The sequence below is a fragment of the Holophagales bacterium genome (assembly GCA_016699405.1).
In the GTDB taxonomy this organism is placed as follows: Bacteria; Acidobacteriota; Thermoanaerobaculia; order Multivoradales; family JAGPDF01; genus JAAYLR01.
On sequence record CP064972.1, the window covers coordinates 485,903 to 505,011 of the forward strand.

General features: G+C 71.1%; 15 protein-coding genes. 3 read left to right on the top strand and 12 right to left on the bottom strand.

From position 1 onward, the window contains the following. Positions 1 to 145: 145 nt before the first annotated feature. The gene (gene gltX / locus IPJ17_02120) at positions 146 to 1,759 is read right to left on the bottom strand and encodes a glutamate--tRNA ligase (protein ID QQR74412.1); all 1,614 of its coding nucleotides are present in this window, start codon (positions 1,757 to 1,759) and stop codon (positions 146 to 148) included. On the opposite strand from gltX, the gene IPJ17_02125 reads away from it, so the two are divergent. From IPJ17_02125 to IPJ17_02135, 3 genes are read left to right on the top strand one after another with little or no spacing between them, the layout of a single operon-like run. Next, the gene (locus IPJ17_02125; protein ID QQR74413.1) at positions 1,758 to 1,928 is read left to right on the top strand and encodes a hypothetical protein; all 171 of its coding nucleotides are present in this window, start codon (positions 1,758 to 1,760) and stop codon (positions 1,926 to 1,928) included. The two genes, gltX and IPJ17_02125, sit on opposite strands and share 2 nt — an antisense overlap. 19 nt (positions 1,929 to 1,947) lie before the next feature. After that, positions 1,948 to 2,874 carry a universal stress protein gene (locus IPJ17_02130; GenBank protein QQR74414.1) on the top strand — a complete coding sequence of 309 codons (927 nt, stop codon included), beginning with the start codon at positions 1,948 to 1,950 and terminating at the stop codon, positions 2,872 to 2,874. A gap of 5 nt (positions 2,875 to 2,879) precedes the next feature. Then, positions 2,880 to 4,262 (top strand): beta-glucosidase, encoded by a 1,383-nt coding sequence (locus IPJ17_02135; GenBank protein ID QQR74415.1) that lies wholly within the window; start codon positions 2,880 to 2,882, stop codon positions 4,260 to 4,262. Between the two features lie 357 nt (positions 4,263 to 4,619). Here the strand turns inward: IPJ17_02135 and IPJ17_02140 are convergent, their stop codons facing one another. The 11 genes from IPJ17_02140 to IPJ17_02190 all read right to left on the bottom strand — a co-directional run bounded on the left by IPJ17_02140 (position 4,620) and on the right by IPJ17_02190 (position 19,087). Further along, the gene (locus tag IPJ17_02140) at positions 4,620 to 5,477 is read right to left on the bottom strand and encodes an alpha/beta hydrolase (protein QQR74416.1); all 858 of its coding nucleotides are present in this window, start codon (positions 5,475 to 5,477) and stop codon (positions 4,620 to 4,622) included. A 10-nt stretch (positions 5,478 to 5,487) separates the two neighbouring features. Further along, positions 5,488 to 6,699, bottom strand: coding sequence for a thiolase family protein (locus IPJ17_02145; GenBank protein ID QQR74417.1), 1,212 nt, complete (start codon positions 6,697 to 6,699; stop codon positions 5,488 to 5,490). Then, positions 6,696 to 7,511, bottom strand: a complete 816-nt coding sequence (locus IPJ17_02150; protein QQR74418.1) for an alpha/beta fold hydrolase — start codon at positions 7,509 to 7,511, stop codon at positions 6,696 to 6,698. Before IPJ17_02150 ends, IPJ17_02145 begins: the two co-directional genes overlap by 4 nt. Then, entirely contained in the window at positions 7,508 to 9,043 is a 1,536-nt protein-coding gene (locus IPJ17_02155; GenBank protein ID QQR74419.1) for a long-chain fatty acid--CoA ligase, read from the bottom strand. The genes IPJ17_02150 and IPJ17_02155 overlap by 4 nt, the downstream gene beginning before the upstream one ends. Beyond that, entirely contained in the window at positions 9,040 to 9,990 is a 951-nt protein-coding gene (locus tag IPJ17_02160) for an alpha/beta fold hydrolase (protein ID QQR74420.1), read from the bottom strand. Before IPJ17_02160 ends, IPJ17_02155 begins: the two co-directional genes overlap by 4 nt. After that, the gene (locus tag IPJ17_02165) at positions 9,987 to 10,991 is read right to left on the bottom strand and encodes a ketoacyl-ACP synthase III (GenBank protein ID QQR74421.1); all 1,005 of its coding nucleotides are present in this window, start codon (positions 10,989 to 10,991) and stop codon (positions 9,987 to 9,989) included. The genes IPJ17_02160 and IPJ17_02165 overlap by 4 nt, the downstream gene beginning before the upstream one ends. Positions 10,992 to 11,058: 67 nt before the next feature. Continuing rightward, the gene (locus IPJ17_02170) at positions 11,059 to 11,835 is read right to left on the bottom strand and encodes a glucose 1-dehydrogenase (protein QQR74422.1); all 777 of its coding nucleotides are present in this window, start codon (positions 11,833 to 11,835) and stop codon (positions 11,059 to 11,061) included. Positions 11,836 to 11,839: 4 nt separating this feature from the next. After that, on the bottom strand, positions 11,840 to 14,140 hold the full coding sequence (locus IPJ17_02175) for a TonB-dependent receptor (protein ID QQR74423.1): 2,301 nt from the start codon (positions 14,138 to 14,140) through the stop codon (positions 11,840 to 11,842). Next, complete coding sequence (locus IPJ17_02180) at positions 14,137 to 14,859, bottom strand: TetR/AcrR family transcriptional regulator (protein ID QQR74424.1); 723 nt, start codon at positions 14,857 to 14,859, stop codon at positions 14,137 to 14,139. Before IPJ17_02180 ends, IPJ17_02175 begins: the two co-directional genes overlap by 4 nt. A gap of 130 nt (positions 14,860 to 14,989) precedes the next feature. Continuing rightward, the gene (gene cls, locus IPJ17_02185; GenBank protein QQR74425.1) at positions 14,990 to 16,411 is read right to left on the bottom strand and encodes a cardiolipin synthase; all 1,422 of its coding nucleotides are present in this window, start codon (positions 16,409 to 16,411) and stop codon (positions 14,990 to 14,992) included. Positions 16,412 to 16,672: 261 nt separating this feature from the next. Next, complete coding sequence (locus IPJ17_02190; protein ID QQR74426.1) at positions 16,673 to 19,087, bottom strand: glycosyl transferase family 36; 2,415 nt, start codon at positions 19,085 to 19,087, stop codon at positions 16,673 to 16,675. Between the last annotated feature and the right edge of the window lie 22 nt (positions 19,088 to 19,109).

A 19,109-nucleotide genomic window follows, 5' to 3' on the forward strand; every position in this document is an offset into this window, starting at 1 on the left:
AACTCTGCGGCCGCTGCCCTTCCCGCGTGAGAAGGAAACAGCCCCCCGCCCGGATTCGCGGCTGCGCCGGCTCCGCGGGGCCCGTCGCTCCGCGGAGCCGGCGCACCCGCGAATCCTGCCCCCGAAGAGCGCCGGTCGCACGGCCTCAGCTCAGGGAGTGGGTCGGACCGAGGCGCTCCAGTGCGCGGTCCAGGCGCGCGAGCACCCGCTCGCGGCCGAGGATGGCGAGGAGATCGAAGAGGCCGAAGCCGACCGCCTTGCCCGAGACGGCGACGCGCACGGCGTGAACGATCGCGCCGAGGCCGAGGCCGCGCGACTCGACGAACGCCTTGCAGCGCTCCTCGAGCGACGCGGCATCGAACCGAGACTCCGGGAGAGCCGCAGCCAGATCGGCGCGCAGCTCGGCGAGCAGACGCGGCGCTTCGTGCGCGTGGCGGATCCGCTTGTCGAACGCCTTCTCGTCGTAGACGAGCGCCTCGTCGGCGACGAAGAGCTCGTCGTAGTCGAGCACGTCGCCGGCCACCTTGAGCCGCTCGCCCGCGGCGAGGACGATCGCCCTCGTCTTGTCGCGCGCCGCCGTGTCCGCCGGCGCGACGATCCAGCCGGCGCGCTCGAGAAACGGCAGGGCGAGCGCGACGCGCTCGTCGACCGGAAGCGCCTGCATGTAGCGCTCCTGGAAGGAGAGGAGCTTCTTCGGGTCGAAGCTCGCCGCCGACTTGTTGACCCGCTCGAGGGTGAAGTGCGCGACGCGCTCACCGGCATCGAGGATCTCGGTGCGATCGTCGAGCGACCAGCCGAGCAGCAGCAGGTAGTTGAGGATCGCCTCCGGGAGGAAGCCGGACTCGCGGTAGAAGTCGACGATCACCGGGTTGAAGGTCTCCGCCGAGACGGCATGGCCGAGGCGCGCGGCGATCTTCCTCCCCCGTTCGTAGAGCTCGGCGAACTCGGGGTTCTTCAGGTACTTCTCGAGCTTGCGCTTGGAGAGCTTGACGCGGCTCCCCGGTTCGGCGACCACCGGCAGGTGGGCGAACTCCGGCAGCTTCGCGCCGAGCCCCTCGAAGATGAAGATCTGCCGCGACGTGTTCGAGAGGTGCTCCTCGGCGCGGATGACGTGGCTCACCTGCATCGCCACGTCGTCGACGACGCTCGCCAGGTGGTAGAGGCAGGTGCCGTCGGCGCGTTGCACGACGTGATCGGCCTCGGCCGACCATTCGGTGACGACCTCGCCGCGCACCAGATCGTGGATGTGGCAGGTGCCGGTACGCGGCATCTTGAGCCGCACGACGGCGCTCCGTCCCTCCTTGGCGAACGCTTCGCGCCCAACTTCGTCGAACGCCGCCCAGCGCCGGCTCGGCACGTAGTGCATCCGATCCGCCTCGGCCTCGGCGCGCTCGGCCTGGAGCTCCTCGGGAAGGGCGTAGTCGTAGTAGGCGTAGCCGCGCGCGACAAGGGTGCGCACCGCCTCCTGATAGATCGGCAGCCGCTCGGACTGGTAGTACGGGCCGAAGTCGCCGCCGACGTCGGGCCCTTCGTCCCAGTCGAGTCCGAGCCAGCGGAAACCGTCGAGGATCGGCGCCAGCGCCTCGGCGACGTTGCGCTGCGCGTCGGTGTCGTCGACGCGCAGGATGAATCGCCCGCCGTGGCGACGCGCGAAGAGCCAGTTGAAGAGTGCGGTGCGCACGCCGCCGATGTGCAGGTAGCCCGTCGGGGAGGGCGCGAAGCGGACGCGCACCGGCAGGGCGGTTGGGTCGCTGGCCATGATCCGTTCATCCTATCGGCTGCACGGCGATCTCGTCGAACGGCCCGCGCTCGACGGCTGGTGCGACGACGCTTTGCCGGCGCTCGCCACCCCGTCATCGCGCGATCGCGGGTCTATACTGAAAGCGCGACGAGCCGCAGCCCGCGACGAGCCGGCCCGCGCCGCGTGACCAACCGCCGGAGGCCGCCATGAACGAGACTCCGCACACGACACCGCTCTCCCCCGCGCCGCCGATCCGCACGATCGTCGCCGGCACCGATTTCTCGCCGGCCTCCGCCGCCGCCGTAGCGTGGGCCGGCGCCCTCGCCCGCGCCCACGGCGCAACGCTCCACCTCGTCCACGCGCTGCGCGTCTACGGGCCGCCGACCGACTTCCTCGTCTCGCCGCCCGACTACACCGAGGAGCTCCAGGCCCGCGCCATCGCCCGACTCGACGAGACGGTCGAAGGCGAGCGGGGCCTCGGCACCGCCGCCTCGCCGGCCTTTCGCATGGGCGACCCGCACCACGCCCTCGTCGAAGCGGCGCAGGAGCTCGGGGCCGACCTGCTCGTCGTCGGCACCCGCGGCGCCACCGGGCTCGAGCATCTCCTGCTCGGCTCGACCGCCGAGCGAGTGCTCGAGCGCGCTCCGTGCCCGGTGCTGACCGTCCACCCGGACCAGACGCCGCCGGCGACCGGGCTGCGCCACCTGCTGGTGCCGACCGACTTCTCGCACGACGCCGAGCGCGCGCTCGCCGCCGCCCTGGCTCTCGGCCCGCACCCCGGCGAGCCGCTGCGGCTGACGCTGCTCCACGCCTACTACCTGCCGATCGAGTACACCGCCTACGGCACTATTCCGACCTCGCCGCGCTACCTCGACGACGTCGCGGGCGCCGCCGAGACGCGTCTCGCAGCGCTCGCCGCGGCGCTCGCCCGGCCGGGGCTCGCCATCGACACGCTGGCGCGCGAGGGCTATCCTCCCGAGGTCATTCTGGGCGAGGCAGCCCGCCTCGCCGTCGACCTGGTCGCCATGGGCACGCGCGGGCGCACCGGGCTCGAGCACCTGCTGCTCGGCTCGACCGCCGAGCGGGTGGTCCAGCGGGCGCCCTGTCCGGCGCTCACCGTGCGCGGCAGTTGAACCGCTTGAACGAGACGCTCGATCCATCCCGCACCGCCGCCTTCCCGGAGGGGTTCCTCTGGGGGGCGGCCACCTCCGCGGCCCAGATCGAAGGCTCCCCGCTCGCCGACGGCGCGGGAGCGAGCATCTGGCACCGCTTCGCCCGCGTGCCCGGCGCCATCGCCGGCGGCGACACGCCCGACGTCGCCTGCGACCACTACCGGCGCTTCCGCGACGACGTCGCGGCGATGCGCCACCTCGGCCTCACCGCCTACCGCTTCTCGATCGCCTGGGGACGCGTGCTGCCCGACGGCACCGGCCGCGTCAACGAGCGCGGGCTCGACTTCTACCGCCGCCTGGTCGACGCGCTGCTCGAGGCGGGGATCGCGCCCTTCGCCACGCTCTACCACTGGGACCTCCCGGCGGCGCTCGACGACCGGGGTGGCTGGCTCAACCGCGACGTCGCCGGCTGGTTCGCCGACTACGCGACGGTCTGCTACCGCGCCCTCGGCGGGGGTGTGCGCTCGTGGGCGACGATCAACGAGCCGTGGGTGGTGTCCGACGGCGGCTACCGCGCCGGGGTCCTCGCCCCGGGGCGGCGAAGCCTCCAGGAGGCCGCGCGCGCCGCTCACCACCTGCTGCTCGCCCACGGCACGGCGATCGCCGCCGGGCGCGCCGAAGGCGTGCGCGAGCTCGGCCTGGTGGTCAACATCGAGCCGAAGCACCCGGCGAGCGAGCGCCCGGAGGATCTCGCCACCGCACGGCGCGCCGACGCCTACATGAACCGCCAGTTCGCCGACCCGGCACTGCTCGGCGTCTACCCGGAGGAGCTCGCCGAGGTCTACGCTCCGGACTGGCAGCCGACCTGGGCGGAGGTCCGCCCGGGCGACCTCGAGACGATCCGCGCGCCGCTCGACTGGCTGGGGATCAACTACTACACGCGCGCCGTCGTGCGACACGAGCCGTCCGTCGAGCCCGACGGCGCCGGCCGCGTGCGGCAGGAGCCGCACCTCTACACCGAGACCGACTGGGAGGTCTGGCCCGACGGCCTGCGCGAGACCCTCGTCTGGGCGCACCGCCGCTACGGCGGCATCCCGCTTGCCGTCACCGAGAACGGCGCGGCGCTCGCCGACCCGCCCTCACCCGTCGGCGGTCGCGTCGACGACCCGCTGCGCGTCGCCTACCTGCGCGACCACCTGCGCGCCGTCGCCCAGGCGATCCGCGAAGGCGCCGACGTCCGCGCCTACTGCGCCTGGTCGCTGCTCGACAACTTCGAGTGGTCCCACGGCTACGCCAAGCGCTTCGGCCTCCTCCACGTCGACTACACGACGCAACAGCGCACGCCGAAGTCGAGTGCCCGCTTCTACGCCGACGTCATCGCGTCGAACGGGGCGGTGCTCACGCGCTGAGGCCCGCGGGCCCGGCGTGACGTCGGCGGTGCTGTTGCCGACGAGCTGCACTTCGTCGCGGCCCGGCATGTCGGGGATCGACTGCGGATCCCAACGGAAGGTGGAGAGGTCGTTGACGAACCCGGTCTCCTCCGGCGCGACGCCGTAGACGCTGCGGTTGGTGAAGGCGAGGAAGCTCAGCGTCTCCGGCAGCCCTTCGTCGCCGGCGATGGTGCGCGCCTCTTCGTAGACGAGGCTCGGCGTCCGGCCGTCGGCCACCGGATAGTCGTTGAAGACCTGGGCGGTCGCCGCGCCCAGCAGGGCGAGGAGCGCGGCGAGGACGACCAGGTGGAGCCCGACGGCCATCGTTCCCTCCCCTCAGGCGTCCGGGTCGCGGCTCTCCATGAAGCGTCGCAGGCGCGGGAAGAAGAGATCGCGCCGTTCGAGGTAGACGACGTGGCCGGACTCCGGCACCAGCTCGAAGCGTGCGTGGGGGAAGACGTCGGCGAGCTTGGCCTGCGCCCAGAGCGGAATGGCGCGGTCCTGCTCGCCGGCGAGGATGAGGGTCGGCGTGGCCACTGCGCGGTATTCGGGAAGGCGTTCGTCGAGACCGTCGAAGAACGGGTTCTGCGCTTCGGTGAGCCGTACCAGGCTGTGAATGCGGTCGATGTAGCGCTCCTCGAAGCGGGCGCGCATCATCTCGAACGTCTCGGGCGGCGTGGCGAGCAAGAAGCGCTCGCCGAAGATCTTCTCGTAGAGGTAGTGCGTGTAGAGCGGGAAGAGCGCCGGACCGCCGGCGTAGAAGCGCAGCGACATCGCCTGATAGAGGTCGAAGGTCCGCTCGCGTGAGACCAGGATCCCCGAGAGTGTGAGCGTGTGCAGGCGGTGACTCGCCAGGCGCGCGAAGTCGAGGGCGACGAAACCGCCGTAGGAGACGCCCATGACGTGGACCCGCTCGAGCCCGAGCCCGTCGAGGATCTCGATCAGGTACCCGGCGAGCTGCGGAATGGTGAGCGGCTCGTCGGGCGCCGACGAGGCGCCCTGGCCGAGATAGTCGTAGAGCAGGACGTCGTACCCGGCGAGATCGTCGAGGAACGGAAACCAGGCCTTGGTGTGCATCGCCAGGCCGTTGAGCAGGCAGACGACGTCGCGTCCGCCTTCGCCGTGCAGCTCCCACCAGATCTGGTGCTCGCCGGCGGCCAGGAACCCGCTCTTCAACGGAATGCGCTCGGCCATGGCTCTCTCCTCACTCCCGCGTCAGCACCGTCGCGACCGTGGCGCAGATCGGCCCGCCGATGTTGAAGGTGGCGGCGACCTTCGCATCGCGACGCTGCAGCCCGGCCGGAGCCTGGCCGAGCAACTGGCGGAACCCCCAGCCGAGCATCGCCACCCCGGTCGCACCGATCGGATGCCCCTTGGCGATCAACCCGCCGGAGAGGTTGACGCCGCAGTCGCCGTCGAGCGCGGCGCGCCCGTCGGTCCAGAAGCGGGCCCCCTCGCCCGGCGCGGCGAGCCCGAGCACCTCGACGCCGATCGCCCCCATCACCGAGAAGCAGTCATGCACTTCGGCGACGTCGACGTCCCGCGGCGCCACGCCGGCCATCGCGTAGGCGCGGCGCATCGCGGCATAAGCCGCCGCGGGGCGCAGCACATCGCGCCCGTGGCGCGCCAGCGGGTCGGTCGCCTGGGCGAACCCGGCGAGACGGACCGCGCTCTCCGGCTTGACGCCGAGCCGGTCGAGCCCGTCGCGCGTGGCGACGAGCAGCGCCGCGTAGCCGTCGGTGATCTGCGAGCAGTCGTAGGTCTTGAGCGGCAGCCCGTCGACGAGATAGCGATTCGCCCCCTCGATCTTGAGCGCCTTCTCGAGCGTCACCTCGACGTTGCGCATCTGCGCGTCCGGGTTGAGGCGCGCGTTGGCGTACTCCGCCACCGCGATCCGGGCGAGGTCCTCTTCGGTGGCGCCCCAGGTCGCCAGGTACTCGGCCATCACCTCGGCGAAGAGGTGCGGGAAGACGTAGACCTTGCCGGGCCGGTCCTCGGGGTGCGAGAAGTAGCCGAGCACCTCCCCCACCTTCACGCCGTCGACCTTGCCGTCGTCGCTCCTCATCTTCTCGTAGCCCACCGCGAGGCCCACGTCGCCGAGGCCGGCGAGGAGCTTGTGCGCCACCGCGAGCACCGCCTGGCCGCCCGAGGCGCAGGCGTTCTCCACCGATTCGATCGGCTTGCCGGCGAGCCCCGGGACCGCGGCGAGGAGGCCGGAGAGCAGCCCCTGCTGGTTGAGCGTCAGATTGCAAGCGGCGCCGACCGAGGCGACGTCGATCGCCGCGGCGTCGGCGCCGACTTCAGCGCAGACACCGGCGACCGCGCGCGAGAGGATCTCCGGGACGCCGAGCGTCCCGAGCTTGCCGAACGGGGACTGGTGGAAGGCGGCGAGATAGAGCGGCTGGGTCGAGCTCATCGGGAGTGCTCCTCGGCTCGCGTCAGGAAATCCCGGCAGACCTCGGCGAGCCACGCGGGGTCCTCGGCCACCAGGGCGTGACCGGCGGTCGGGTGGACCACCGTCTCGGCCCGGAGCGCGCTCGCCAGCGCATGCGACCGCTCGACGTCCATCACGCGATCGCCAGCGGCGATCACCACACAGACCGGGCAGCGCACCGCCGGCAGCGCGGCAGTGAGATCGAAGCCCTCGACGGCAGCAAGCAGCTGGTCGAGGCCGGAGAACCAGGAAAGCGGCAGCAGGTCGAGCTGGGCACGGCGGGCGGCGAACTCTGCCGCCCGCGCCACCCGGTGTGCCGGCGAGTAGACACCCTCGACGAGCAGGTCCCAGAAGCGCGTGCGCTCGCCGCCGGCGAGGATGCCGGCCACGAGCTCGCGCGAGCCCGCCGTCTGGCGGTCGAGCGCTTCGGTCGCCCGGTCCATCACCGTCGCGAGGAGGAGCGAGCGGACGCGCCTCGGATGACGCGACGCGAGCGTCGTCGCCACCATGGCGCCGAAGGAGGTGGCGACGAGGTGCGCCGACTCCCAGCCGACCTCGTCGAGCAGGGAGGCGAGCTGGTCGGCGTGCCAGGCGAAGAGGTCGGACGTCGACTCCGGCGGCGCACCGGGCGAGAGCATCTGACCGCGGAAGTCGAAGAGGAGGGTGGCGAACTCGTCGCGCAGCGGCGCCGCCACCGGCTCCCACGACGAGAAGGTCATCATCCCGCCGTTGGCGAAGGCGACTGGCGCGCCGCGCCCGGCGAGACGGCGGGCGAGCGGCCGCTGCTCGCTCACCGGCGCTCCGCGAGGTAGCGCGCGGCGAGCTCGCCCTTGACCACCTTGCCGTAGGCGGTGCGCGGCAACTCGGCGACCTCGACGAGCTCGCGCGGCAGCTTGTAGCGCGCCAGGCGCGCGCCGAGGAACTCGAGAACCGACGCGGCGCTGGCGCTGCCGGGCGCGAGCGGCACGACGAACGCCACACCCACTTCGCCCCAGGTCGGGTGCTCGATGCCGACGACCGTCGCGTCGCGCACTCCGGGGTGCTGCAGGAGGACGGCCTCGATCTCCGCCGGGTAGACGTTCACCCCGCCGCTGATGAACATCTCCTTCTTGCGGCCGGCGATGTAGAAGTAGCCGTCGTCGTCGCGCCGCGCCAGGTCGCCCGAGCGGAACCAGCCGCCGTCGACGTAGGACTCGGCGGTCTCCTGCGGCCGGTTCCAGTAGCCCTGAGAGACGTGCGGGCCGCGGAACCAGAGCTCACCGACCTCGCCGACCGGCACGTCCCGCCCCTCGCCGTCGACCAGGCGCACCTCGGTGTGCATCATCGGCGTGCCGATCGAGCCGCGCTTGCGCACCGAGTCCTCGATCGTCATGGCGAAGCAGTTCACGCCCACCTCGGTCATGCCGAAGCCCTGCTTGAAGACGACGCCGCGCGCCTGGTACGCCTCGGCGATCCAGGTCGGCAGCGGTGCGCCGCCGCTGTAGAGCGCGCGGATCGACGACAGGTCGGTGGTGGCGAACTCCGGCGCCTCCATGAGGAGCTTCCAGATGGTCGGCACGCCGAGGATGACCGTCGCGCGTTCGGCCGCGACGGTGCGCCAGATCTCGCCGGCGTCGAAGCCGCGGTGCAGGACGATCGTCCCGCCGACGGTGAAGATCGGCCCGAGGAAGGCCATCAGCCCGCCGGCGTGGTAGAGCGGCGTGAAGATCGGCGACACGTCGTCGGCCCGCAGCTGCCAGCCGCAGACGGTGTTGTAGCCGTTCCAGGCGATCTGGCGGTGCGGGATCATCACGCCCTTCGGACGACCGGTGGTGCCCGAGGTGTAGAGCAGGCAGTAGAGGTCCTCGGGGGCGCAGCGAGCGCGCACGAAGTCGTCCGGGTCGCTCGCCGCCACGAGCGCCGGATAGCTCGCGTCGGCGGCAGCGAGCGGCTCGTCGAGCGCCACCCAGCGCTCGACGAGCGGTGCGAGCGGCCGGAGGCTCTCGACGATCGCCGCGAAGTCCCCGCCGTAGAGCACCGCTCGCGCCCCCGAGTCGGCGAGGATCGGCGCGATCTCGTGGGCGGTCAGCCGCGTGCCGATCGGCACGAGGATCGTTCCCGACTTGCCGGCAGCGAAAAACGCCTCGAGGTACTCGACCCGATTGCTCGCCAGGATCGCCACGCGATCGCCCGCCGCGAGGCCGAGCGCCCGCCAGGCGAGGGCGCAGCGCACCGCCCGACGGTCGAGCTCGCGATAGGTCAGGCGCAGCGCCGGCTCGACGACCACCAGTGCCAGCGCGTCGGGCGTCAGCCGCGCACGTTCGCCGAGGACGTCGGCCGCGATCACCGCGGGCTCTCCGGCGTCACCGGTGACAGCGTCGCGGGCGGCGGTTCGGCGAGGAGCGCCGCGAGCTTCTCGCCGAACCGCTCGGGGCACTCGACCTGCGGCACGTGCCCGCAGTGTTCGAGCAGGGTGAGACGGGCCGCCGGAAGGGCACTCTGCAGCCGCTCGGCGTAGGCGAGCGGCACGACGCGATCCGAGGCGCCCCAGAGCAGGTCGACCGGCAGGGTGAGCGCCGCGAGGCGATCGTCGAGCAGGTGCGCCTCGAGCCCCGGCAGGTCGCCGGCGAGCCGGGCGATCGGACCGCTCGCCGCCTGGCGGACGATGTCGTCGAGAACGAACCCGGGAACCGGGGGCGACGAGGGATCGCGCAGCCGCGAGACCAGCGCTCCGGCCTCGCGCCGATCGCGCGGCTGGAGCGACAGCCCCTCTTCCTGGCCGCGCAAGGCGCCACCGTTGACCAGCACTAGCCGCGCCGCCTGCTGCGGATGGCGCTCGGCGAGGATCGTCGCCACCCAGGCGCCCAACGAGTTGCCGACGACGATCACCGGACCGTCGCGCGCCACCTCGGCGAAGACCCGCTCGGCGCCGGCGACGATCGTCGCCATCGTCAGCGGACCCGCCTTCGGCTCGCTCTCGCCGTGCCCCGGCAGGTCGGCGAGAACGACGCGGTAGCGACCGGTCAGGCCCGCGGCCACCTTTCCCCAACTCCCGGCCTGGTCACCGAGCCCATGCAGGAAGAGAAGCGCCGGGCCGTTTCCGGCACGGAAGAGCACCAGGCGCTCGGCACCGCTGCCCAGCTCTTGCCGGGTGAAGCCACTCTTGCCGAGGGCGCGCCGCTGCCACGCCGCGAGGCTCGCCAGGGGATGACGGGTGAAGCTGACGACCGCCGCGACGAGCCCGACGACGACGAGCGCTCCCGCACCGAGCAGCCAGCGGGCGCGGCGACTCACCGCGGCAGCTCTCCGACGCGGAAGGCCGCCGCCGCCTGGTTGTAGCCGACGCCGGAGCCGACGAAGACGACGAGGTTGCCGGGGGCGATCTTGCCGCGCTCGACCGCATCGTCGAACGCCATGCCGATGCAGGCGGAGCCGGTGTAGCCCCACTCCTCCATCACCGTGTGGGCGCGCTCGATCGGCAGGCCGAGGTCGCCCATCACGAGGTCGATCGACGGCTTGCGCACCTGGGTGAAGATGACCTGGTCGATCTCGTCGAGCGCGAAGCCGCCGTTGGCCGCCACCTTGCGAACCAGACGCGGCCAGCCCTCGTGATTGATCTCGGGGGGATAGCGCTCCAGCATCTTGACCTGGGTGCGACCCGCGCGGACCGCCTCTTCGGTGGCCGGTTCGGCGGATCCGCCGGCGAAGATCCCCCAGTGCTTGGCGTAGGCGCCGTCGGCCTGGGTGGCCGCCGAGACGAAGCCGGGCTCGGCGGCCGGCGCGAGAATCGCCGCGCCCGCCCCGTCGCCGTAGAAGAAGATCATCGGGTCGTTCGGATCGGCGAGCTTGTGCATCGAATAGACGCCGATCACCATCACCGTGCGGATCGAGGGGTTGATCGCGATCCAGCCCGCGGCGGTGGCGAGCCCCGTCGGAAACGAGGCGCAGGCGCAGCCGATGTCGAAGGTGCCGGCGTTCTTCGCGCCGAGCTTCTCCTGCACCACCACCGAGGTCGCCGGCGTCAGGTAGTCGGGCGAATCCGTGCCGACCAGCAGCAGGTCGATTTCCTCGGCCTTGCGCCCGGCGCGCTCGAGCGCGTGGCGCCCGGCCCGGACGGCGAGGTCCGAAGCCGCCCAGTCGGACGGTGCATGCCAGCGCCGCCGGATCCCGGTCGACGCCTCCATCTTGTCGACGAAGTCTCCGAGATGGGCGAAGCGCCGGCGGAGCTCGTCGTTCGAGACCTCGATCTCGGGCAGGTAGCGCCCGGTCGAGACGATCTGCGCAACACGGTTCATGGGCTCTCCTTGAAACGGGGGGCGCGGCCCGGGAGGAGGACCGCGCCCCGTTCTTCCCGCCGACCCCTCAGGTGCCGGTGACGAGCCCGCCGTCGACCGACAGCACCGCACCGTGCACGAACGAGGCGGCGTCGGAAGCGAGCCAGAGGTAGCTCTCGGCGAGCTCCTCGGGCTTGCCGATCCGCCCGATCGGCGTGTGGGCGATCATCCCGTCGAGGACCTTCTGCGGCATCGCCGCCAGGATCTCGGTGGCGACGAAGCCCGGCGCGACGGCGTTGACCCGGATGCCGAACTTGCCGAGCTCGCGCGCCCAGGTCTTCGTCATCGTGATGACCGCGCTCTTGGTGGCCGCGTAGTTCGTCTGCCCGAAGTTGCCGTACAGGCCGACCACCGACGAGGCGTTGAGGATCACGCCGCCGCCGCCGCGGATCATGTGCGGCACCACCGTGCGGGCGCAGAGGAAGACGCCCTTGAAGTTCACGGCGATGACCGCGTCGAAGGCGGCGTCCTCCATCATCGACGCCACCTCGCCGTCCTTCCACTTCACCAGCTGGGCGTCCCGCACGATGCCGGCGTTGTTGACCAGCACGTCGACGCGCCCCCAACGGTCGATGACCGCCGCCGTCGCCGCCTCGACGCTCTCGCGCCGGGCGACGTCGACCTGCCGCACGTCGGCCTGGCCGCCGAGGCCTTCGAGCTCCTCGGCGAGATCCGGCGCCGGACTGACGTCCCACGCCGAGACCCGGCAACCCTCCTTCGCGAAACGTCGGGCGACGGCGCGGCCGATGCCGGCCGCCGCTCCGGTGACGACGACGATCTTCCCTGCGAGTCCGGTGTCGATCATGGTCTTAGAAGAAGCGGTACTCGACCGTGGCGAGCACGGTGCGCGGCGCGCCGTAAGAGCCCTGGACGATCCCGAAGTTCGGCAGGTTGTAGCCGTTGGTCAGGTACTCCTCGTCGGTGAGGTTCTTGCCCGCGACGCCGAAGCGCCACTTGCCGTTGGGCGAGAGCCAGCCGATCCACGCCTCGACCGTGCCGTACGCCTCCTGCATCAACGGCAGCAGCGGCGTGCCCGGACGGCCCGGGTACTGCCCGCCCTCGTTGGTCAGCGTCGAGTCGTCGCGATAGGCGTAGGCGACGCTGCCGGAGAGCAGCCCGCCGAAGAGCGGGAAGCGGCCGTCGAGGTGAACCGCGCCGGTGACCTTCGGAGCGTTGGTGATCACCTGCGTGTCGACGAAGCCGTCGTGGTTCTCGTCGAGGAAGCTGTCCGGCTTGGCATCGAGGTAGCTGAGGTTGCCGCCCATGCCGAACCAGGAATCGGTGTTGACGGTGAACTCGAGCTCGGCGCCCTTGAGGGTCGCGTTGCCGGCGTTGAGGAAGTTGCCGAAGAAGGCGTCGTTGACGCCGTCACCGTTCGAGTCGTAGGAGGTGAAGGTGCTGACCTGGACGTCCTTGTACTTGCCGTAGAAGACGGCGGTGTTGAGCACCAGCTTGCCGTCGGCGAAGGTCGACTTCATGCCCACCTCGCCCATGTCGAGGATCTCGTCGTCGAACGGCTCGCCCGACTTCGGGAAGAGGTTCGACTGGGCGCGCACGTTGTAGCCGCCGCTCTTGAAGCCGCGCGACACGCTGGCGTAACCCATCATGTCCTTCGAGAAGGCGTAGTTGAGACCGAACTTCGGCGCCACGGAGTCGAAGGTCTTGCTCTTGTCGAAGTCGGCGTAGACGGCGTTGTTGACCGTGTTGAAGGCGTTGGTGTGCTTCTTCTCCTGGGTCGCACGCAGCCCGAAGTCGAAGGTCAGGCGGTCGGTGAGCTTGTAGGAGCCGTCGCCGAAGAGCGCCATCGAGTCGGTGATCGTGTCGCCGTCGGTGACCGAGAGGATCGAGTTGACGAAGATCGTCCGCACCAGACCGCCGGCCTTGCCGTGGAAGTAGTAGGCCCCGAAGACGCCGGAGAACTTGTTGCCGCCGTCGTAGACCATCTGCAGCTCTTCGGAGGTCTGCTCGTCGAAGTAGGTCGACACGGCGTCGGCGATCTTGGCCGGCGTGGTGTCGAAGTCGATGTTGTTCTTCGAGTCGGACTCGCGGTAGGCGGTGATCGACTTGAAGGTCCAACCGTCGTTGATCTTCCACGAGAGGTTCGCCGAGTAGCCGCTGCTCGTCGTGCCGTTGAGCGGCTCGAGACCGCTGCGCGTGTCGAAGTGGTTCTTCTCCGGCGGGCAGGCCGCGCCGAGGAAGAGGACGCAGTACGGGTTGGCCTGCAGGCGGGTGAGGCCCTTCGGACCCGAGGTGTCCTTGGTATGGTCGTAGCTCAGCCGCAGCTTGACGTTGTCGTTCGGCAGCCAGTCGAGGCCGAAGCGGTACGCCTGCGTGTCCTTGTCCGAGACTTCCTTGCCGGTGTAGAGGTTCTTGCCGTAGCCGTCGTGCTGAAGCGAGGCGAAGGCGAACTTGGCGCGCAGCTTGCCGTCGGCAAAACCGCTGCCGAACATCGCCTTGATGTCCTGGTTGCCGAAGCTGCCCCCGGTGAAAGAGATCTGCCCGGCCGGGCTGACGCCGATGTCGCTGCTCACGTACTTGATCGCGCCGCCGATCGTGTTCTTGCCGTACAGCGTCCCCTGCGGGCCACGCAGCACCTCGATGCGGCCGACGTCGTAGACGTCGAGCAGGGCGCCCTGCGGGCGGGCGATGTAGACGTCGTCGAGGTAGAGGCCGACGCCGGGGTCGACGCCCCAGAGCGGGTCGGCCTGGCCGACACCGCGCAGGAAGGCGGTGAGCGTCGTCGACTGGTTGCGGCCGGAGTAGAGCGAGAGGTTCGGCACCGAGCTCTGGATCTCCGAGATGTCCGACGCCGCGGCGTCCTCGAGCTTTTCGACCGGCAGCACGGAGATCGCCACCGGGACCTCCTGGACGTTCTCTTCGCGTTTGCGGGCGGTGACGACGATCTCCTCGGTGTACTCGGAGAGCTTCTTCTCGTCGGCGTTCTGGTCCTTCTTCTCCTCTTGCTGGGCGGCAGGGGTCGCCGCCGGGGCGGCGTCCTGGGCCCAGACCGGGACGACCAGGCCGAGGGTCAGCAGGGCGACCCAGATCGGCCAGGCCTCACGGCGGTTGCGGGGGGTGCCGACGGGCGGCATCGGGGCGGGGTGTCTCATGCCTCTTCTCCTCTCTCAGGCGAAGGTGTTGCAACGAGCGCGGCTTCGGCCGCGCTCTCAAGGGCTTTCGTCGAACCGATCGGTGCCCCGCCGAGCTCGCCGCGGGGAAGCAGGCCGTTGCGCAGCAGGCGGATGAACTCCTCGGTCGCCTGGCGCGGCGTCATCCCGAGATGCATCCCGACACCGAAACAGCGCTCGACGGTGAAGTAGTAGAAGAACCATCGGGTGGCGACCATCACGGCGGTCATCGGGTCGACGTCGCCGAACTCGCCGGCGGCGACCCGGCGTTCGAAGCCGGGCCCGTAGCTGCGGGCGAACCGGTCGGCCATCCCTTCGTAGAAGGTGCGGATGTGCTGGCCGCGGAACTCGATGACGTCGACGTAGATCAGCAGGATGTGCGCCGCGTTGTCGGCGACCAGCTCTTCGATCGCCTCGGCCATCTGCTCGAGGTCGTCCGGGAAGCGCGCCGCCTGGAAGATCTTGTTGAGCCTCAGCTCGGGATCGACCAGGCGCTCCCAGTAGCGGTCGATCAGCCGCTGGTAGATCTCGTCCTTGCTCGAGAAGTGGTGGTAGATGTTGCCGACGGAGAGCCCGGCCCGCTCGGCGATCTCACGCAGCGAGGTGGCGCGGAACCCCTGGGTCGAGAACAGCTCGAGCCCGGCCGCGAGGATCGCCGCCACCGAAGCATCGGACCGTTCCTGCTGACTTCGCCGCGCCACCGCCCCCTCCGGACAAAAGCAAACCGAACGCTCGCTCGGTATCTTGCGGCCACTCTTGGAGCGCAGCAAGCCGCGGTGCGGCAAAATCGGAGTCGATCCCAGGGACCCGGCGGGCGCCCGCCGCCCTCCCTCAGAGAACGGCCGCGAAGAGGCGGGCGGTGCTCTGGGCGAAGCGGGACGGCAAGGAGAGGGCCCGGAGCCGGCGCGAGGTGACCCGGGTGGCGTGGTGGGCGTCGAGGAGCAACTGGTTGGCCACCTCGTCGGCGATCGACGCACCGTAGACGGCGACCACCGCTTCGAAGTTCAACCGGAAGCTGCGGTTGTCGAGGTTGGCCGAGCCGACGACGGTGAGCTCGCGATCGACCACCAGGAGCTTGGCGTGCAGCATCGACGGACGGAACTCCTGCACCGTCACCCCCGCAGCCAGAAGCTCGGCGTAGAACGAGCGCATCGCCGCCTGCACGAGACGGCTGTCGCCGCGACGGGGCACGAGGACGCGGACGTCGACGCCACGGTGTGCGGCCGAGCGGAGCGCGGTGAGGATCGACTCGTCGGGCACGAGGTACGGCGTGGCGAGCCAGACGCGTTCGTCGGCGCTCGCGATCGCCGAGAAGAGAAACTCGTGGATCGGGTAGACGTCGCGATCGGGACCGGAGCGCAGCACCTGGACACGAAACGACCCCTCGTCGGGCAGGTCGGGGAAGCAGGCGTCGGTCTCCGGCACGAGGCCGGTGGCGAAGTGCCAGTCTTCGAGGAACGTCCGCTGCAAGCCGGCGACAGCCCGGCCGGCGAGGCGGATCTGCGTGTCGCGCCATGGCGGCGCGACGGCCGCCCCGCGCCGTTCGCCGACGGTGTGGCAGTCGGCCACGTTCATCCCGCCGGTGAATCCGACCGCGCCGTCGCAGACCAGGATCTTGCGATGCGTGCGGAAGTTCACCAGGCGTGAGCGCACCAGCCCGAGCCCCATCGGGTTGAATCGCGCCACCTCGCCGCCGGCGTCGAGGATCGGCGCGAGGAACCGCCGCCGCGCACGCGGCGCGCCCACGGCGTCGAGAAGCAGCCGCACCGCGACGCCCTGGCGCGCCTTCTCCGCCAGCAGGTCGCGGATGCGCGTTCCGGTCTCGTCGGGCTCGAAGATGTAGCTCTCGAGGTGAACGTGCCCGACAGCGTCGGCGATCGACCGCTCCATCGCCGCGAAGGCGCTCACGCCGTCGTGGTAGAGCGCCAGCGAGCTCGCCGAGGCGAGCGGCGCCGCCGAGAGCCGCAGCGCCAGGCGCACCTGCCGCGAGACGTCGGGCGGGAGGTCGCCGAGACGCGCGGTCGCCGCCAATGATGCTTCGAGCCGCGCCGCACCGCCGCGGTAGCGCATGCGTTTGCGCTCGAGTCGCCGCGGACCGAGAAAGAAGTAGACGGCCACCCCCACTGCCGGGAGCAGCGCGAGGCCGAAGATCCAGGCCAGGGTCGACGCCGGCGGCCGCCGCTCGGAGACGATCCACGCCGAGAGCGCGATCACCCAGGCGGCCTCGACGACGGCGATCCAGGTCCAGAGCACGATGGACTGAGCTTAGCCGCTCGCGAGCGACGGCTCGCGGCGCGACGTCGAGGAAAGGGAAGAACCCCTGCCGTGCCGCCCACCCACCCGGGCCCCTCGCTCTCGCTCGGAGCGACGAGGAGGGGCACGCCTCCACCCCTCGTCGTCCCGACCAACGACCCGTTCGTCTACTCCTCGTCGTCCCGACCAACAGAAGGGACCTGGGCGGGGGGGCGCCGCAAGGACCGGATCCCCCCTGTCGACCGGCGCTCGCGTCACCCTTCAGGCGAAACCGACGGCGATCCGATAGGTGGCTCCCGGCTCGACCGCGGTGAGCAGCGCCTCGGGAAGCCGCCGGCCGTCCATCGTCGCGACGACCGCCCCCGGGGCGAGGTCGGCACGGCGCTCGATTTCGATCTCGAGCGTCGCGCCGCGATAGGGACGACGCATCCGCGCCCGGCTCCACGACGGTGGCAGGCAGGGATCGAAGCGCAGCCCCTCCCAGGTCGGTCGCACGCCGAGCACCCACTCTGAGACGATGCGCGGCAACCAGGCGGCGGACCCGGTGTACCAGGTCCAGCCGGCGCGGCCGTGATACGGCGAATCGGGGCCGTCGACGTTGCCCGGCAGCACGTACGGCTCGGCCCAGTAGCTCTCCGGGTCCTTGAGCGCCGGGTTGATGGCGACGAGCAGCGCGTCGACCAACGCGGCGTCCTTCGCCTTCGCCGCCGCGGCGATCGCCCAGGTCGCCGCATGCGTGTAGACGCCGCCGTTCTCGCGCAATCCCGGGGCGTACCGCGTGATGTAACCGATCCGTTCGTCGGGCGTGTCGTAGGCCGGGGCGAGCAGCAGCGCGCCGGCGCGCGACACGAGATGGCGTTTGACCGCCGCGAGACTCGCGGTGGCACGCTCGGCCGGGGCGAGATCGTTGAGGATCGCCCAGATCTGCGGATTGAGGAAGATGCGGCCGACGCGATTCTCCGCGCTGCCCACCCATTCGCCGTCGTCGCAGGTGCCACGGCGATACCAACCGCCGTCCCAACCATGGTCGTTGACCGCCGTGGCGAGCGCGGCGCGCCGGCTCTCGAGCTCGGCGGCGCGCTCGCCCTCGCCGCGGCGGCGGTAGAGCTCGGCCCAGTCGGCGCAGAGGCCGGCGAGGAAGATCGCCAGCCAGATCGATTCGCCCTTCTCCTCGAGGCCCATCGCCGAGAGCCCGTCGTTCCAGTCGCCGGCACCGATGTACGGGATGCCGCGCGGCGAGGTGCGCGTGAAGACCCGCGCGAAGGCTCGGCGAACGTGTTCGACGATCGGCGCCGGACCTTCGTCGAGGAACGGCGCGACGTCGTCGAGCACCGAGAGGTCGCCGGTCTCCTTCACGTAGTTGGCCACCACGAAGCCGAGCCAGAGCAGGTCGTCGGTCATCCGTGTGACGTGCCCCTGCTCGGTGAGCGGATGCCACCAGTGGACGACCGAGCCGTCGCCGAACTGGTGTGCCGCGTGCAGACGGATCTGCTCGCGACAGCGCTCCGGCTCGACGGTGAGCCAGATCTGCGAATCCTGGAGCTGGTCGCGGAAGCCGTAGGCGCCGCTTTGCTGGTAGTAGCCGGCGCGCCCCCAGAGCCGCGCCCCGATCGCCTGGTAGCGCAGCCAGTCGTTGGCGAGCAGGTCGAGCGTCGGCTCCGGCGTCTCGAGGCGATGCGCGGCGAGTCGATCGCTCCACCCGCTCCGGACCGTCGCCAGAGAGCGGTCCATCGCTGCCGGGTCGGCCCACGAGGCGGCGAGCGCCAGCGCCTCCTCGCGTTCGCCGGCGGTGGCAAGCACGAAGCCGCCATCGACGCTGCCGTGCGGCGCGAGAGCGAGCTCGCAGGCGAACGCGGCGACCGGATCGTGGTGCCGCCCGAAGCGCTGCCCCCACGACACGCCGGTGAGCGCCGCCGGCCGCACCCAGTCGCCGGCACGGCCGAGGAAGGCCGCCTTGTCGCCGGTCGCGGCAGCCACCGGTTGCGCGGCAGCGAAGGCGCTCCAGTAGGGGAAGCTGGTGTTCCAGTGCCCCCACCGCTTGGAACCGACGTCCCACATGTGACTGCCGGCGACGATCGCTCGCCGCACCACGTGATAGCCCGTCTCGAGAAAGAGCTTCTGGAACTCGCGGCGCGGTGCCGGCGAGGTGCCGCAGTTCCACTCGAGGAACGGCACCAGCTCGAGTCGACGCGCCCGCCCGGAGCGGTCGGAGAGGCGCACCCGCCAGAGCTCGACGGCGGCTTCGGCGTCGACGAAGAGGGTCCACTCCGCGACGACGCCGTGACGCTCGCTCTCGAAGGTGGTGTAGCCGAGACCGTGGCGGCAGGCGAAGCGGTCGTAGCGGGCGCCGCACGGCGCCGGAGCGAGCGACCAGACCTCTCCGCTGTCGGCGTCGCGCAGGTAGAGGAAGCGCCCCGACCGGTCGTCGGCGAGCTCCTGCTGCCAGCGAACGATCGCACCGAGCTGCGAGTTGTCGATCCACGAGAAGCCGCAGCCGTTCTGCGACACGGCGAGCCCGACGCGCGGATTGGCGATGAGGTTGATCCAGGGCCGAGGCGTCCGCGGATCGACGATCACGTACTCACGCCGCTCCGGGTCGAAGCGGCCGTAGGCGTTGGCGAGGCTCTCGCCGTCACGCGGCGCGGCAGGTGAGGCCTGAAGGGCATGGGGGAACATCACGTGACTCTCCCTCGAAAGA